We start from the raw sequence: 16,426 nt of genomic DNA on the forward strand, positions 1-16,426 counted from the left end.
CATTAATTAAATCGATTCCAGTTGGATCATCCAAAACATCCCCAGATACAGTTAATTGTTGATAACCTGGGGTTAGAGAAGGATCTGATCCGAAATCTAGCTTTACAATTTTATCAATTGATTTGGCAGGAACGAACGCATAAAAATTGCCGCTGCTCTCCTCAATTCCTAAATTAAAGCAGCTCCCAAACGCATTAGAAGTAACTTGATTAGCTGTTGGAATCTCATTTAGATCATCATTTGCACAAAAATCCCAAGAGTAATCAGTTCCATTAGTACTCAAATTATCAATATAGACTGTTTCATTCGTGCAGTATTCATCTTCAATCCCAAAGTTTGCAGTTGGACACTGACCAAAGGCCTTCACTACGCAAAAAAGGCAAAAGATAAATACTGGTAAGGTTTTCATGTTTGAAAAAATCGATAAGTAAAGTTTTTCCAGCGATGTTTGATCCTGTTATAAATTGATCCAAGACCAATTTTTTCCCTTGTTGATAGAATTCTTTGCATAAAAGAAGGCTTGAAATCCGATCTAATACCCACTGCAACAAAAATCGAGCCTATTTTCACAATACTCTTTATGTCTATGTACCTGAAATATCTCTTCTTTAGGTCATATTCTCTAAGAAATCTTCTGACATGACTTGGGGCAGGAAAGTCCGGAACGCTAAAAATAACTTCTTTACCAACCTGTATATTTTTTATGATCTTAATGTCATCGACTACATGCTCCAGAATCTCAAGACATATCGCTGTATCATATTCAACATTAAAATTCTTTTGGTCTGTTGCATCACCTACATAAAAATTATAAGCAGGAACTCTTTTTTTGGAAAGTTCAACTCCCTTAGTACTAAAATCAAAACCATTATAATTTCGATAACCTTCATCATATAGATATTCTGCTAACTGACCTGTACCACAACCAACTTCCAAAATCTTTTTATCCAGGTTCCGTCCAAGAAACTTTATCACTTGTGTCCAGTGAACCCAATAATACCCGTCCTTATAATGAAGATCAAAGCCATGACCTTCCTCGAAGTAATTATCATAATATTCAGGTTGCATTTCGCGTCCCATACATTTTCGTCTTTTTAGTTCTAGATAAATGAGTTGATAAAATCGTCTAATCTCCTTATTGGATAATATCGGTCTTTTGTCTCAAAAGGAAGAAATAAATAATTTTTAGCCAAAGCGCTGTGTTGGAGCGTATCAACTCTGTAAACACCAATCTCGCTCAATTCATAAAAAAAGTAAGCATATTTCTTCATCCATTCCTCAATTAGAATGTTGAAATCCTCTTGTAGCTTATTACCTGATCGAGCATTCTTGACATGATAGTTGTGTACCTCAATAAATATGACAGGCTTAAATTTAAGGGATTCAAAAGCACCTTTCAGGACCTAGTATTCAAATAGTTCCACATCGATTTTAATCAAATCAAATTGCTCTTTTACTCTTTTACACCAATCATCCAATGTAATTGATTCAACCAAACGCTGTTTTACATTTTCAGTAAAGAGCTCTACCTGTTCTCTTTTAGCGCTTGAGAATACACTTATTCCTCCATCTTCTGATTCATTAAAAGCCAAATCTCCGGTTGTATCACTTAATGCAACATTCTCCACACTTATGTTACGAATACCATTCAATTCAACATTGTGTTGCAATCGATTATAATTTTCGATACCAGGTTCAAATGCTGTGATCTTTGCTTTTGGGTTTGACAAAGCACCAATGATACTATAAAGGCCAACATTGGCTCCAATATCAGCTATATTCAATGACCTTTGACATACCCTGGAAAATATTGTTAATTCTAAAAGTGATAGTTTTGTAAACCCCCAATAAAAACTGCCATTGGCAATCGGCTCATCTTCTTTACATAGCATTTTGAAGTTGATGTCATTTACATGGCAAAGGACAACACCATTTACCGGCCACCTACTTATGATTTTTCTTACGAAATTCATAAAGTAATTCGTAACACGAAATAGGTACCTAAACAGGTGCCTAAAAATGTAATTAATGAAGGCCGTTGCTCTTATTTTTTTCAGAATCGCTTTCACGTGTTGTTTTAGAATGAATTAATGAGTTTTTCAGAAATAAATAAAGTCCATATGTAACATAATGATAAACCTATTACAAGCATGACCATTATTTTCAGTGATGGCAGAAAACCAAAAAAGTTTGTCAATAGATTCCACACCAGTATTAGAATACCGACTGACGAGAATATGCTATAAATAATGAGGAATTCATTAAAATCATTTTGCAAAAAAATAAATGCAAAAGGAACCAACTTAAATATGGTAGAAACAATGTTTACGTATAAAAGCTCGCGCTCTTTCTTTATTATCCTCCAAAAATCAATATATGGTGTTATTATAAACATCATCATATAATATGAACTGACCAAAGGAATTAACAAACCTGATTCCTGCCACTGATCACCAAAAACAAAAGGGAATAATAAAGGGATTACTGGTATTATAATGACAGTGAATCCAGCTGATATCATGAAAACCCATGTAAGACTTTTGATGAAATAACTTCCCAATAGTTGGGGAGTCTCATTGTATACTTCATTGGCTTTTTGAAACAGAACTGGTCTTATGGCATTCGCTATCAGATTTTTGGGAATGTTTAATATAGTAATGGCAAAGATGTAATTTCCGAGTACTTCTTTACTGTAGTACCAACCTATGATCAATATTGGAATATCCCCTGTCCACTTACTTATAAGTTGAGAGGGAAAGACAAATTTTGGGACATTCAGATTTTTTTTCAATGACGCTAGTACTTCCCGGCCATTTTTTCTGAAAAGAAATCTGATAATTATTAGCCTGGTTTTACCTGTAGTCTGTGTGAAAAAGGTGATTAACCCTTTTATCAAATCACCAAACAACAAGCCAGTTCCATTAGCTGTTAATATCAGCCCATAAGCGATTGTTCCGCCTTTCGAGAAGATATTGCTGGTAAAAGATACTGCCGTATTACGCTTAAATCGCTTTATTCTTATGTTCCATGATTCCAATATCCCATTGAAATTATTGATGAGGATTAAGATAATTAAAATCGCAATTGAGCCTAATACATTATTCCCATATGTCAATTCATCACTAGCAAAAGTGTAAACCCCAATTGTAAGTATCATGGTCACAGTGATACTGATCATAACAAACTTTGCTAACGCTAAAAACTCAAATCTGGACTTAGGTATTATATAAATGGAGGGGATCGAAAAGGCAGCAAAAAAAGAAATATTAGTGACTATCAAATTGAAGTAGGCATACTCACCATAGGAATCTGGCCCAAAGATTCTACTAACAATAGGTGTCACTAATATCTGTAGAATCAGATTGAGAATATTGCCTGTAAAAACGATTGACACATTTTGTGCAAAGGTTCCCTTGGCACTTATTTTCCTAACCTCTTGATAGATATCATTGAAAATCCGTATCATGAACGATCTAAAATTAGAAGGTTTAGATAACCTAAATACTATTTATCGATAAATTCAAACTTTCAACCGTTAAAGGTCTACTTATAGAGGGGATTATGTCAACCAATCAGTATCTCCTTTAAATGATCCAATTTCCCTTCCAATCCTCTATACTGAATAGCTACTTGTCTTATGTATTCTCTTGACTGTAATGGAAGTGAGTGAAAGTCAATATACGTATCTACCAGATGATTAACCACCCACCCAATGTTTTGTGATTCTACAATTTCAAAGTCATCACCAATACCCCTTGGAATAATTACCGGTAATCCAGCTGCCCAATATTCCCCAGTTTTGATTGGAGAACAATACCTTTTTGAGGGAAACGGTCTTACACCAACAATCCCAATATCAGCAGCAGATAAATAATAGGGCACCTCTGTAGGTTCTAATTGTCTAACTAAAGTTATGTGGTGTGGTAGGCTATACTTATCAAATTTTGACAAGATTTCCTCATGAGGATCGCCCGTAAATATCCAAAATCTAAATTTATTGCCCGATTCAAAACAATTCCTGAAAAATTTAAACAGCTCATCATCCATGTACATGCCACCTAACTTTCCCAGGTATACCAATACGATCTCATTATCGGCAATTGAAAATTCAGATCTGATGTTGCCCCTCTTATCAGGATAGAATCTGAATAAGTCCGTATCAATACAAGATGGAATAACATGCACTTCGGTTGAATATCCCCATCCATCAATATGGGCTTTGTAAGCACTTGTTCCCGTTATTAATCCATTGGCTTTTTTTGCTACAATCCTTTCCATCTTTTTCAGTACTTTGAACTCCCAATCTGTCGAATTCCATGTACCTCCCTCTAGCATATACTCTGCATGAGGCTCGTAGGTATGTACAATGTGCCTTTTTCCAGTAATCAAAGACAAATAATGTGATAGAATTGCCCCGGGAAAACCTTCTGAATATATGGTGCCAATTTTATATTTATATATCAGTCTAACCCCCAGTATTAACGTCTCTATAAGATCCAATAACTTCTTCAGTATCTTAAACAGTCCGCTCCTCCACGTTTGTGTAACCCAAACAATTCCTAAGTCAGCAAATTGTTTATCAAAGTCAATTCTTTCATCGGCGGTTAAAGGGAATCGATAATTCTCAAAAGTTAGCAGGACAAAATATTGACCAGGGGGAAGTCTGAGTTTTCTTAAATATCCAAGAACAGCGCTTTGAAATACCGGATCTTTGACACTATAGTAAGCAAAAACTAGTATGTTATCTCCTTTATTCAACGCCTAACCAAATTGTGAAATCCAAATATGCGTAAGTCTATTTCTTCGTAGCTTCTATCCGAAATATTAAACCGTGGTATCGATCCAAAAGTATCCAGGGGTAGATTTACACGTCTATTTTCTGTCGAGAAGCCTATGGCTTTTATTTCATCCATACAATTAATTGCTAGCTGATCGAAGGCTCCCATGGGAAAAGCGAAAAACTTTGGTTTTGACCCGAGGTTTTTGTTCAACAGATGAGAGCTTACCTCTATCTCAGATCTTATACTTTCGATATCCAAAGATGGAAGACAAACATGTCTGTGAAAGTGACTGCCTATTGTTATACCGTTTTCCTGTACTTCTTTAATCTGACTCCAGGTCATCGGGGCAGTTAATTTCCCATCAGGTATGGTTGTCAACTTAAGATTTTCTTCAAGGTTAGTTGGGTCATTTGAAATAACACCTATAAGGTGGAGGAAATCTTCAAGGGAATTGCCGATGACCAATTCTTTTTTACCCATTAGCAGCTTTGTAGGTGTTTCCTTACTAAGAAACCACTCAGCAACAGCATAATTCCACAGCTGAGTACCAGTTTCCACTGATTGTGTTGGCACAAATAAAGTAACAGGAATTTCAAACTCTTTGAACACAGGATACATGAAGTCATAAAACTCGCTCAACGCATCATCCACAGTAATAAAAAGTGCTTCTGGATCCGAGAAATTGGGCTTTAAGAGAGCACTCAAAGGATAAATACGATAATGCTGATTGAATAATCTTATAATCTCACGGAATTCTATCGGATTTATTGGTTGTGTTAAGTGATCAAATACCTCATGAACCCTATGAAATGTAATAATAGGAGTTGATTTTCTGTTCTGTTGTAGCAATGAAAGAGCAGACCTGATTCCCAAAAGATGGAGTCCCTTAAAAATTGATGTTCGAAGCTTGTTGTTCAAAATTCTATGTTAATAACTCATTCTGAATAATGTACTTAACCCAGAGCTAATATTACCCACCTCAAGATAAGACAAGGACATAATCTTTCTGATTTTTAAGTTTAATTCAAGTAGCTCCAATGCTCCGGAATGATATTTATTTGTCTTAACAAAATCATAGAATCTCCAATAACTATTTTCCAGTTGAGACAAGTTTGCCATTGCTGATTCATTATGACGTCTATATATCTGAACAATTTCTCTTGTATAGTCTAATACCCCCTGATCAGAGATCATTAGGAAAAAGACTAAATCTTCACTATGCGTCCAGCCCTCAGGAAAAGAATATTCACGCATTTTATCTCTTTTTATCAGCCATGTTCCACAGTTGATAAAACACGTAGAATTCAAAGTAACTAAACCTCTTCGAGGATTTCCCGCATAAGAAGGGTATTGTATAAGTGGTGTATCTGAGCTTAATTTTCGTTGTTCTTGTGCGCCTCCAACAAAAGCCAGTGATGGTTGCTTATTAAATTTTTCTAGCCTGCTAGACAAGCTTTTCCTTGTCATCAAGTCATCTGAATCCAGAAAACAGAAGTAATTTCCAGACATATTCTTAAGCCCCAAATTTCTAGCCTTACTAACACCACCATTTGACTGCTCAAAATATTTGATACGTTCATCACAAAATGAAAGGGCAATGTCTTTCGAACCATCGGTGCTTCCATCGTTTACCAGAAGCAATTCAAAATCATGATATTCTTGATTTAGAACAGATTGGATTGCTTCAGATAAATATTGCTCAGCATTATAAAATGGAGTGATCACAGAAATCATCTTGGAGACCTAAGTTTGTTTCTAACTTTAAGATAAAACCTAAAAATTTCATCAGGCCATGTGGAAATTTTTTTTCTAAGCTCCTTCCATGGAAATATGGGGCTCCTGAATTCCTGTGGAGTATAAAATCCGGTTTCTGTTATAAAAAATTCTTCAGGAATTTTAGACCAGTCCGGATAAGTAAAGCATGAATTGCGCTTTGCCATGATGTAGTGGAACAATAAATATTCCTTACCTATATGGTCCTGTATCACCCTGTGATTAATATGGATATGACTACCCCTGGGAATTGATTCTTTAATAAGATCGTCAAAAAATGATGTGACTCTTTTTTCCAAGGTAGCTTGTAAGACAAACGAAGTAAGGTTTGGATAAGGATAATTTATCTCATACCAGGCAACTCCTGATAATAAAACATGCCACATTTTGCTGCATTCCGTAAATGAATAGTGATTTGTATCAGTAAAAACATTTCGATAGAATTCATCCCGTTTAAATAAGGCATTTACCACTGGGGTATTTCTAAAGAGACACAGTGCACCAGAAATCCAGTACTTTCGTCCACTAATTATATCAATTTTTCTTTCAAATAATGGTTCCAAAAATTTGTCAGCAGAGCCATAATACAGATCAATATCCCCAAACCCCCAATAGGGATAATCGAGTATGATATGATCAAATATTTGTCCATATGCTGATTTAAAATCACAAAGTTTATACGGTCTGTCCAATGCTGGTTTTAATCCTAATTTTTGGTGGATCAGGGTAGATATTTCAGCTAAAGATATCCTTTTAATTGAAACATTTTCAGGCAATGTAGGCAAGGGAGAATTATCAGTAAGAATTACAAAATCCAATACTTTCAATCCAGCACAACTTGTTAAAAATAGTTGCATATAAGAAGGCCATTGTCCGTAATAAGGAATGATGATTAGTGCTTTCATTTCCCGTATAAAATGAGATCATGATTGCGCGTTATTGCAATACTATCGTGTTCAAATCGAATGATTTCGTACCCATTAGTCATAAGTAAACTCTCTACTAAACGCTGTGTTTCCGAATCCATATGACGGTGCTCAAATAAGATTAGTTCAATCGAGTATTTTTTAAAGTCGATCTCTTGAAACAAGTGAAATTCATACCCCTCAACATCAAGTACCAAAATATCAATGGTCTTCCAGCTATCCAATACCTCCTCAAAACTGAGAACAGGTACATTAAGCTCCTCAACCGCCTCATCAAAGTTGTGTGGTATTTGAATATCCTCTTTTGCCGCACGATTTCTGAGATATTCACTATTGTCAAAAACTTCTTTCAGTTTTTCTTTATCAAAAGTAGCCCATCCATTAAGCCATCTGCTTTGAGAGAAAGAAAAACGATAAATTTTAATCTGGTGTTCTGATGAGCCTACAGCTACATTCAAGAAGATGAGGTTTCGGTTGTCAAAATAATTGCGTTTGAGCTGCTTAAATACGTCAGGTTGAGGTTCGATTAACTTTCCATGCCACCTAAACATTCTGACATATTTGTAGATCGGATCATTATTTAATCCGTCATTGGCTCCGATCTGAACAAACCTTACTTCTCTCCTAGAAAGCGCATATTTCAATAAGAAATGATCCAGAGAAGGATAGGATGGTCTTCTAAATACCCTATTGACCAGATAAAACAAAAAATCACTTCGATAAATAATTTTCCTTAAGAGTTCTTTCAAAATCTTCTTTTCAATTTAATTGATTTCTAATGTGATCAGCCAAAATTCTTGCTTGTGCTTCCCTTGAAAAGAAAAACGGAATCTTATGCATAGCATTTTTTTTGCCCAACTTCCACTCCTGAAATTGGCTAAATAGAAAATCCGATACCCCCTCTTCAGAATCAAACGAATAATAATTTTTAGCAGAGTCCAGGAGAGAGTCCAGTTCCTTGTTTCTTGGGAACGAGAGAATGGGCCTGCCAATACCAATATATTCAAAAATTTTACCTGTGTAATAACCTTTTATTCCAATTGGGTTTGGAAAAACAATGATGTATGATTTCTTCATAAAACGAATTGCCTCTAGCTTAGAAACCCTTCCCTGAATTTTCAGAATACTAGAATCTATATTCCTTCGCAGTTCATCCTTTATATTCGTTTTATAGGATTCATTTACTCCAATAAAACTAACTTTAACTACACTTTCATAATCTTCAACCCTACTTAAAAACATTTTAAGACCGGAGTAAAATAATTCAAGATTTTGGCACTCATGTAGATTTCCCATACTTGTTATTAGAAAAAAATTGCTGTCAGGCTCTTCAGTAACCTGATTCAATAGTTCACTTTCATAACCATTTAGGATTTGGTAACCTTTAACATTAACCAGTTTCCCTAGATAAGAAGCCCATGACTCACTCGTAGCAGTTAAAAAAAGTGCGTTTCTTAACCAACGCTTAAAATAAAATCTCACCAGTACATTCTTAAGCTTATTAATATATGGAATTGGATATATGCTTAAAATTCTGTTATCATGGAGATCTCTAAAATCAACTATATATGGAATTTTGAATTGTTTATTAAGTTCATAGCAAAGCTTTACATGATGAAATGGTGAGTAAATCCCTATTAGCAAGTCAATCTTCTCTTTTTTTAAGAATTCAAAAAGGAATTCCTTGAATACCCGATAACTAGCAATATCTTCGGGCCTGTTATCAAACTGACCAATTGTCCAACGGATTAAGAAATGTGGGAAATGAAACTTACTCTTACTATTCCTCTGAGATAGCCCAATTACAGAAAACTCATCATTCCCGGGCAAATTAACACTATCTCCTTCCCAACTGTGTGTTACAACAGTAGGTAGAAACCCATACTTTTTCAGATGCTGAGCAAATCCCAATGCTCTGTATGACGCAATAACATTAAGCGGCGGGAAATGGTAAGAAATAATAAGAACTTTTTTCATCATTCAATGAATTCATCTAAAAGAGATTCAATTCGTTTTAATTGATTAGAATAGGAGTTCTCTTTCGCATAAGCTATTCGCTTTTGTCTCTTTTCTGTAGAATTCCAGAACTCCAGGTGATGGAGTGTATGTTTCAATTTATCTGGCCATTCTTTTTTTTGTTTTGACATACATATACAATCATCTAACTGGATGTATTCAGAACAAAATGTCGAAACAATTGGGCTACCGGACCCCAAATATTCAAGCATTTTATGAGGGTTAGATACTTGCTGCATATATTTATCTGTGTCGTAAGCAATAATCAAAATATCCATTTGCTCATAAAACCACCTTAATTCACTGGTAGAAAGAACACCTAAAAGATACACATTTGATTGGGTTTCTATTGGAATATCATTGTAACTGCCTGCCAGGTAAAAATCTGCAGTATTGGCTAGTTCTTTAATGGCAGATGTTAATATATCCCAATCAATATATGGGATATTCAAATTTCCTGCATACCCAATTTTTATCTCATTTAATCCTCTATTAAGATCAAATGGCTCAGCAGTTCGAATACTGTATCCATGTTGAATGAAGAAAGAGTTTGAATTAAATCTCTTTTGTCTTTTTACAATCTCATGAGAACAGGAGAGGCATATATCCGCTCCCTGGGCAGCAAAGGCAAAATTGAAATCCATGTTTAAATCTACAATATGAGAAATTTTCAACTTATCTGTGATCTTCTCCCATTGATAAAAAATAGAATTATCGAAGGACCAGATTATTTCAATATTTGCATCAATAATAAGTTCTATATTTCTCAATACTCTTTTGAGATGCCAGCGTCGAACACCCTTTGGAAGCCAACGCAACCCTGGCCAAAAACCGGGATAGTCAATTATTGTGATGTTATCATGAATTTCCGATTCAGAGGAGTTATATCTATTCGATGGAGGATTAAGGAAATAGACATGATTATCTAATTCTGCTAAATGAATGGCATAGTGGTGTTTGGAAACATTCAATTCATTCCAATTCTCTGGTGATATCAAGAGAATTTCTTTAGCAAACAGTTTCATTACTCAATGTTTATATTTGTTGGCACAAATTAATATACAATATTTGCCAGCTGCGAGTAAAATCTTTCGAAAACTAATAGCAAAATCAAATCCTAAAATCATTTGTGATATTGGCTCAAGATTTGGGGAAGATACTTTAATCAACTACAAACTATCCCCCAAATCTCAGTTTTACTGCTTTGAGGCCAACCCAGATAATTTCAAAAAATTATGTGAAAATATTGTTGATACATCGAAAATCTCTGCTATTCATAAAATAGTCTGTGACAAAGTTGATATCATCAATCTGAATGTTTACGAAAAAAGGGATAACAAAGGACTAAGTTCAATTAAAAACAGGATTTCTCATAAATCTGCCAAAACCTATCCAGTGGAATCAGTGCGGCTGGATCATTTTTTTTCTGAACTAAAAAAGAGTGACAACGTTGCTCTATGGATTGACGTGGAGGGAGCTACTTATGATGTACTTGTTGGAGCAGAGTTGATTTTTTCAAACTTGTGGTTAATTCATTGCGAAGTGGAGAATCGGCCAATGTTTTCCAATTCTGCATTGAGATCAGAAATAAAGCAATTTTTCAAAATTAAGGGCTTCAGGGAAATCTGCTACTCACCACATATCACTGAACAAGGCATCAGTTCAATAGGTGATTCCCTTTTTATTAATGAAAATATGCTCAGCATGAGGGATTGGATGACCATAATTCTTCCCCTTTTAAAAGAAAAATATGATTTATTGAAAGGCAGAGTGTTTCGTTTTTTAAAATTAAATCTCCCCTTTCTGATCCGAATATGGGAATGGTTAAAGAGAGAGAAGTTTTGAATAAAAATTCACATGTTCATTTGAAATTATGCTCCAACTGAACATGGAGTGTGCTTTTTCAAAATTCCCCCCCCCAAGTTCTTTCGAATTAGGCATAATATCAATTATTTTCTCAGCAGCTTCTTTTCCAGAGCCTTTGGTAAAAATAGGGTTGTCCATTTTCTTCAGCAATCCCCCAATATTTCCAATGTCCGGGCCAATGACTGGGCGTGCAAATGAAAATCCCAGAAAAGCAACTCCTGAATTCAACGAGTCAATTCTGGGAATAAGCACTATATCGCAAGCTTTAAAAAAATATTGAATTTTGTCATCAGTAATATTTTCCTTGTTGTAGATGTGAATACTTTTGGATTCCCTGATCAATCGGTGAATAAATTCTGCTTTAAGTCGCTTAAAAGGGTTTCTAAATGCTGATGGCATTTCGGAATTGTGCAAGTTGGAGACTAGAAATACAAAATCATCTACCTCTCTTAGATTTTTAGAAGTACGCCAGATGAATTCTTGTTCCCTGTAACTCCGAATTGTTCCAAAAATGAGAACGACTTTATCTCTCTCATTAAGTCCTAAATACTTGCGACTTAAGTTCCTTGATATTTCATTTGGGTATTGGTAGATACCATGTGGAATTTCCACATGGTACTTATTAGGATAAAGTTTAGAATACTTATCGATTGAATATTTCCCCAAGTGCACAATTCCATCACTCAGATCCAGAATTAGGTTATAAAGGGATTTAATAAGTGTATTTTTTATATGTGGGGTCTCATTATGGAGTGTATAAGCAACTTTCGAGTTCTCTTTTAGCTCGTAGAGCAAATCACCAATATTTTGAATTATCCTTTTTTCAGGTGAATACCATTGCAGGAGGTCTTCTGGCCATTGTATATGAACAATATCAAAATTCTCACGGTTGAAGAAATGATTAGAGCCTATTGTTAAATCTATCTTACCTATCAATGATGAGTAAAGTAGATCAACATATTGATTTCCTGACTGTAATTTACTGGTAATTAATACTTTCAATGTCTAGTACTTCTTGGTACAGCAGTCTCGTTGCATTATGTATCATTTTTATATCCATCACTGACAGAGTATGCTCAACTTCATAGCCTGTTTGTGGAACTACTTCCAAAAAGTTTCTATTTTTCCAGGGTTCATGGGGCTCAACAATCTTACTTGCATATTTTGTATGATCATATCCAGGAAGAGAATTAATACTTAGAAACGCTGCTATCTTATCCATTTCGGTTTTGGTTTGAGTAACAAGTTTGTCGTAAATAATCAAGTGATGATTTTGTTTCTTTTTAATCATATCTAAAGATATTCTGACATCTTCAATCCACCGATTCATACAATTATTAACACTCCTTGCCCCTCCCCAACTCACAGGATAATTAGTTGTCACTTTATGAAGAGAAGTAATTGCGTTTACAGGATTCCTGATTATATGAATGAACAAAGGATTGTCAACATACCTCTCTATCAATTTTATAATATGTAAATGACCTGGTGTTTTTTCAACCCAAATTCGTTTGTTAGCCCTTAAGGTTTTCTCATCTAAGTCTTTGATAAAACAAGCAGTTGCTTTATTATAACTAATCAACCAGCTTGAAAAGTTATTTTTATCCGCAAGTAAGAACTGGATTTTCTTAAGGCTTCTTGAAGACACTATCTTGAGTTTTCTTTGAAAATAGTTTCCTTGGATAAGATAATGAAAGAAGTGGGTCTCAGGAAAAGATTCAACTTCCTCAAAGTTAAGGAGCAGAGATTGTAAAAAAGTAGTTCCCGACCGGGGATAACCCACTACAAATACTCTTTTAACAGAATGATTTATGCTAACTGGCAAATTACGAGAATGCTTATTTGTTAAAATTTTCTATCTGCTAAAGATTAGGTAGTTCCTTAATTTATTTAATACAGTTGGCGAATACAAACCTGAGCCAACTAAGAGTCTTTTAACTAATTTCAACATGTCATTTTCCTGAAAACCCATTTGAGTAAGTGGAAAAAGACATTGACCTGTTGGGAATACCTTATGGTAATGAGCAAAAACGATCGAACTCAGACTATCCTCAGGTGCTGTCATATTTAGGTTTTCATTGATGGGGTAATTATATGAAACTGGTAATTGTATTAGTTTAGTGTACTTTTCTAAAGTTACTGCTAATGAAATTTGATCCACAAACGTTTTCTCAGACGGAATTAGTCTATTTTCCATCATTATCTGAAAATTATTACACCAATTTTTAAAAACCCCAACAGACCTTTTAACTAAAATAACTCCAGCATTCCAATAGGGCCATATTTCTTCATTACTAACTGAGGTTATTATTGATTTCTCCCTTTCACAATTAAAATATTTGAATAAATGTGACCAGTAGGGCATATTTTCATCCTGACCATTTGTGCCAATCTTTTTATATTCAACAGGACAAATCCCTACATCACCAATAAATTCTTCAAAAAGCTTGAAAGTATTTAATACTAAGATATCAGTATCCAAGAATAGCAAATATTCAGTATTAATTGACCTTTCGGCATGCTCACAAGCAAAAATCTTATTACTAAACGGGTAGTCAACGAAGTTTTTGTTGAGGTCTTCAGTCACAAATCTTACTCCCCTTTTACGTAGCCTGTTTATAGTATAAGATCCAGGGAGATTATCTTTTCTAGGACTGTAACAGTAAAGGTTGCATTCGGACCACATTTTTCCATTAATTTTTAACGAATCAACAAGTGCAAGGGCTTGTCGTTCAAGAACACCTCTCTCTGCTATAAATACAATAGATAACTGTTGGGGATTCACCTCTAAATTTTAAATATCAACTCCTAAATTTTTCAGATTTGGTCTCAAATTAATATTATTTGATAACATCTCGTCGCCATTTCAGTTGTTGATCTTCAAGAATATTTTATAATAAAATTCAAATATACTGGGTTAAACTTGAACTGATCATGATTTGAAACTGTGGAGAAAACGCTTTTTTTTTGTAAAAAATAACTAGCAAAACCTTTTGTTCAATAGGAAACAACCACATTAAGTGGGGGACAATGATGGCTAAGAATAAGGGCTCTTTTTAGTATTCTTAAATGAATAACCGATTAGACACATCATGTAAAACGGAACTAGTGGTATTTTATATCGCATTAAAGTACCAAAATTAGCGGTACTTACCCCAACGGCAAATGAGAAGAGTAATGCGAATAAGAAACAGAAAAGCAAAAAGGGATCTGATGAAATCTTAAAAAACCCTCTACTTATCAATAGAAAATATAAGGTAATAGCTAGAATTAAAAAACTCTCAAAAGAAGCTAAAAGCATCAACGGATTCCTTACTTCCCATAAATAAGGCCGGAAGAGACTAACATTTACTGCTTGCGGAAATAATCGAAGCATACTACTCCAAGATCCATCCAGCTCTCCAAGGTCATAACCGCCCTCCCCACCGGTCCTTGCTCCCCAACCATACCTAATATCAAATGCCGTGATTGCCGCACGTTCAGCGATATTATCAAGAGAATACTTACTGTTTGATTCCCCAATTTGGATCATTATTAAATATCCGATTGATCCAAAAATGAAGAACAGGATAGGTGCAATAGAAAACTTCAAAATCCCATTTTTAATTGCTAATATCCGTTTCCAATAACTCCAAATAAATATCATCGGTATATAACAGATTACAATATATACTTTGATAGATACGATTAACCAAAATGAGACAATCAATACAATCCATAGATTCCATGCCCTGTTCCTAAACTCTATCATTTGCACCAATCCCCAGGTCAACCAACCCAAAGCCCCTAAAGTAATTGTATCCTTCAAAATTCCTGATCCCCAGAATACCACAGAAGGAAAAAACAATATCCCGAGGGCTAACCATTTAACATTCGTGGGGTATTTTGTTGCAACTGCGCTAAACATGGCCCAGAGACCGCTGAAACTAAAGGCTGCAAAGAATAAGGCTGTGGCTGAATAGGTATGGAAGGTGAACAAATCTATGAATGCAGCTAACCGGACGATGAAGTAGGAGTTGGGATCCCTGTAGTACCAGATATGCTGACTGTACTCAAATGTTTCCGGGAAATGAGTGCCCCCTGAGGTAGTCAACAAACGGATTCCGTCCCAGAGATCATCCCAAAAAGCTTCCCAGATCCAGCGACTGCCATGCTCCCAGTAGTTGAAAGTATCCCCACCCCCATAGTAAAACTGGTAGATCACCCCCAGCATGATGGCTCCAAAAAAACGGACCCACAAAGCAGGCAGAAAATATCTTCTGGTCTCCGGGGTAGTCACGAAAGGACGCACCATGTACGCTAAAAAAGATAGCAGGAGGATATAAATGGGTGTAATGAATAGGTCCTGAAGTCCCACGGTTAGCTAGTTTTTGCCTGGAGCATTTTCTCAAATTTATGCTACAAAGTAATCTCCTTTTGTGAAATCGAGTCTTTTGTTTGGATGAGAAGTAAAAAATCATGCCTTTGTGAATGATTTTATAGGTTGAGGGTCACACTATCCACTAAAACTCAATGTGTATAAATTACGTTATTTTTGTGTATAGAGTATTTAACAATGGCGAACACATTTAGGGAGTTGATCGTACCAAAAGCAGTTCGTCATTCTGAACGAAGTGAAGAATCTGATGATTTTAAATCCCCATTGAATTAATAAGATTCTTCGTTCCTCAGAATGACGGTTTAATTTGCTTTTGGGACTCTCTTAGCTGTCAATCAATTGTGATCAAGCTAACAATTAAGATGAGAACAAATATTGAAATAGATCAGGAATTACTGATGGAAGCTATGAAAATAAGCGGCCAGAAAACAAAAAAGGCAACAGTTCATGAAGCACTTGAGCAGATGGTTAGAATAAATCGACGTAAAGAATTTGCCAAAAAGATAGGAAAGATTGAGTGGGAAGGTAATCTTGAAGAATGGAGAAGTGTAACCTATATAGAAAAGAAAATATTAAATGATGAGAACCAATATTGATATAAACGAAGATTTGCTAAACGAATACAAAAAACTGGTAGGAGCTAAAACTAAAAAAGAAGCCATCCACCATGCACTACACGATGCAAT

19 protein-coding genes are annotated in these 16,426 nt (G+C 35.1%); 3 read left to right on the forward strand and 16 right to left on the reverse strand.

Going from position 1 to position 16,426, the window contains the following annotated elements:
* The 12 genes from RLO81_RS08875 to RLO81_RS08930 form a co-directional block, all read right to left on the reverse strand.
* A partial coding sequence (locus RLO81_RS08875; protein WP_350110241.1) for a hypothetical protein occupies positions 1 to 409 on the reverse strand: 409 nt, incomplete at its 3' end.
* Positions 406 to 1,080 carry a class I SAM-dependent methyltransferase gene (locus RLO81_RS08880; RefSeq protein WP_350110244.1) on the reverse strand — a complete coding sequence of 225 codons (675 nt, stop codon included), beginning with the start codon at positions 1,078 to 1,080 and terminating at the stop codon, positions 406 to 408. The genes RLO81_RS08875 and RLO81_RS08880, both read right to left, overlap by 4 nt.
* A 20-nt stretch (positions 1,081 to 1,100) precedes the next feature.
* On the reverse strand, positions 1,101 to 1,271 hold the full coding sequence (locus RLO81_RS08885) for a hypothetical protein (RefSeq protein WP_350110247.1): 171 nt from the start codon (positions 1,269 to 1,271) through the stop codon (positions 1,101 to 1,103).
* Positions 1,272 to 1,403: 132 nt separating this feature from the next.
* Positions 1,404 to 1,973 (reverse strand): FkbM family methyltransferase, encoded by a 570-nt coding sequence (locus RLO81_RS08890; protein ID WP_350110250.1) that lies wholly within the window; start codon positions 1,971 to 1,973, stop codon positions 1,404 to 1,406.
* 104 nt (positions 1,974 to 2,077) lie between these two features.
* On the reverse strand, positions 2,078 to 3,466 hold the full coding sequence (locus RLO81_RS08895; protein WP_350110253.1) for a lipopolysaccharide biosynthesis protein: 1,389 nt from the start codon (positions 3,464 to 3,466) through the stop codon (positions 2,078 to 2,080).
* A 98-nt stretch (positions 3,467 to 3,564) separates the two neighbouring features.
* Positions 3,565 to 4,758 carry a glycosyltransferase gene (locus RLO81_RS08900; protein WP_350110255.1) on the reverse strand — a complete coding sequence of 398 codons (1,194 nt, stop codon included), beginning with the start codon at positions 4,756 to 4,758 and terminating at the stop codon, positions 3,565 to 3,567.
* Positions 4,755 to 5,699 carry a polysaccharide deacetylase family protein gene (locus RLO81_RS08905; protein ID WP_350110258.1) on the reverse strand — a complete coding sequence of 315 codons (945 nt, stop codon included), beginning with the start codon at positions 5,697 to 5,699 and terminating at the stop codon, positions 4,755 to 4,757. The genes RLO81_RS08900 and RLO81_RS08905 overlap by 4 nt, the downstream gene beginning before the upstream one ends.
* A gap of 9 nt (positions 5,700 to 5,708) precedes the next feature.
* Positions 5,709 to 6,515 carry a glycosyltransferase family 2 protein gene (locus tag RLO81_RS08910; protein WP_350110261.1) on the reverse strand — a complete coding sequence of 269 codons (807 nt, stop codon included), beginning with the start codon at positions 6,513 to 6,515 and terminating at the stop codon, positions 5,709 to 5,711.
* On the reverse strand, positions 6,512 to 7,459 hold the full coding sequence (locus RLO81_RS08915; RefSeq protein ID WP_350110264.1) for a DUF6625 family protein: 948 nt from the start codon (positions 7,457 to 7,459) through the stop codon (positions 6,512 to 6,514). Before RLO81_RS08915 ends, RLO81_RS08910 begins: the two co-directional genes overlap by 4 nt.
* Positions 7,456 to 8,229 (reverse strand): FkbM family methyltransferase, encoded by a 774-nt coding sequence (locus tag RLO81_RS08920; RefSeq protein WP_350110267.1) that lies wholly within the window; start codon positions 8,227 to 8,229, stop codon positions 7,456 to 7,458. Before RLO81_RS08920 ends, RLO81_RS08915 begins: the two co-directional genes overlap by 4 nt.
* 10 nt (positions 8,230 to 8,239) lie before the next feature.
* Entirely contained in the window at positions 8,240 to 9,460 is a 1,221-nt protein-coding gene (locus tag RLO81_RS08925; RefSeq protein WP_350110270.1) for a glycosyltransferase family protein, read from the reverse strand.
* On the reverse strand, positions 9,457 to 10,521 hold the full coding sequence (locus RLO81_RS08930) for a glycosyltransferase (RefSeq protein WP_350110273.1): 1,065 nt from the start codon (positions 10,519 to 10,521) through the stop codon (positions 9,457 to 9,459). Before RLO81_RS08930 ends, RLO81_RS08925 begins: the two co-directional genes overlap by 4 nt.
* A gap of 19 nt (positions 10,522 to 10,540) precedes the next feature.
* Between RLO81_RS08930 and RLO81_RS08935 the strand changes: the two genes are divergently transcribed.
* Positions 10,541 to 11,341, forward strand: coding sequence for an FkbM family methyltransferase (locus RLO81_RS08935; protein ID WP_350110276.1), 801 nt, complete (start codon positions 10,541 to 10,543; stop codon positions 11,339 to 11,341).
* Here the strand turns inward: RLO81_RS08935 and RLO81_RS08940 are convergent.
* The 4 genes from RLO81_RS08940 to RLO81_RS08955 form a co-directional block, all read right to left on the reverse strand.
* Positions 11,321 to 12,364, reverse strand: coding sequence for a glycosyltransferase family protein (locus RLO81_RS08940; protein WP_350110279.1), 1,044 nt, complete (start codon positions 12,362 to 12,364; stop codon positions 11,321 to 11,323). The two genes, RLO81_RS08935 and RLO81_RS08940, sit on opposite strands and share 21 nt — an antisense overlap.
* Positions 12,342 to 13,145: a sulfotransferase family protein gene (locus RLO81_RS08945; RefSeq protein ID WP_350110291.1), complete on the reverse strand. Its 804-nt coding sequence runs from the start codon at positions 13,143 to 13,145 to the stop codon at positions 12,342 to 12,344. The genes RLO81_RS08940 and RLO81_RS08945 overlap by 23 nt, the downstream gene beginning before the upstream one ends.
* A 72-nt stretch (positions 13,146 to 13,217) precedes the next feature.
* Positions 13,218 to 14,147 (reverse strand): GT-B fold glycosyltransferase domain-containing protein, encoded by a 930-nt coding sequence (locus RLO81_RS08950; protein WP_350110282.1) that lies wholly within the window; start codon positions 14,145 to 14,147, stop codon positions 13,218 to 13,220.
* A gap of 252 nt (positions 14,148 to 14,399) precedes the next feature.
* Positions 14,400 to 15,719, reverse strand: coding sequence for a hypothetical protein (locus RLO81_RS08955; RefSeq protein WP_350110285.1), 1,320 nt, complete (start codon positions 15,717 to 15,719; stop codon positions 14,400 to 14,402).
* A 383-nt stretch (positions 15,720 to 16,102) separates the two neighbouring features.
* Between RLO81_RS08955 and RLO81_RS08960 the strand changes: the two genes are divergently transcribed.
* On the forward strand, positions 16,103 to 16,336 hold the full coding sequence (locus RLO81_RS08960; protein WP_350110288.1) for a type II toxin-antitoxin system VapB family antitoxin: 234 nt from the start codon (positions 16,103 to 16,105) through the stop codon (positions 16,334 to 16,336).
* A partial coding sequence (locus RLO81_RS08965; protein ID WP_350110294.1) for a type II toxin-antitoxin system VapB family antitoxin occupies positions 16,320 to 16,426 on the forward strand: 107 nt, incomplete at its 3' end. The genes RLO81_RS08960 and RLO81_RS08965, both read left to right, overlap by 17 nt.

This window comes from Fulvivirga sp. (genome assembly GCF_040220315.1).
GTDB lineage: Bacteria > Bacteroidota > Bacteroidia > Cytophagales > Cyclobacteriaceae > Fulvivirga.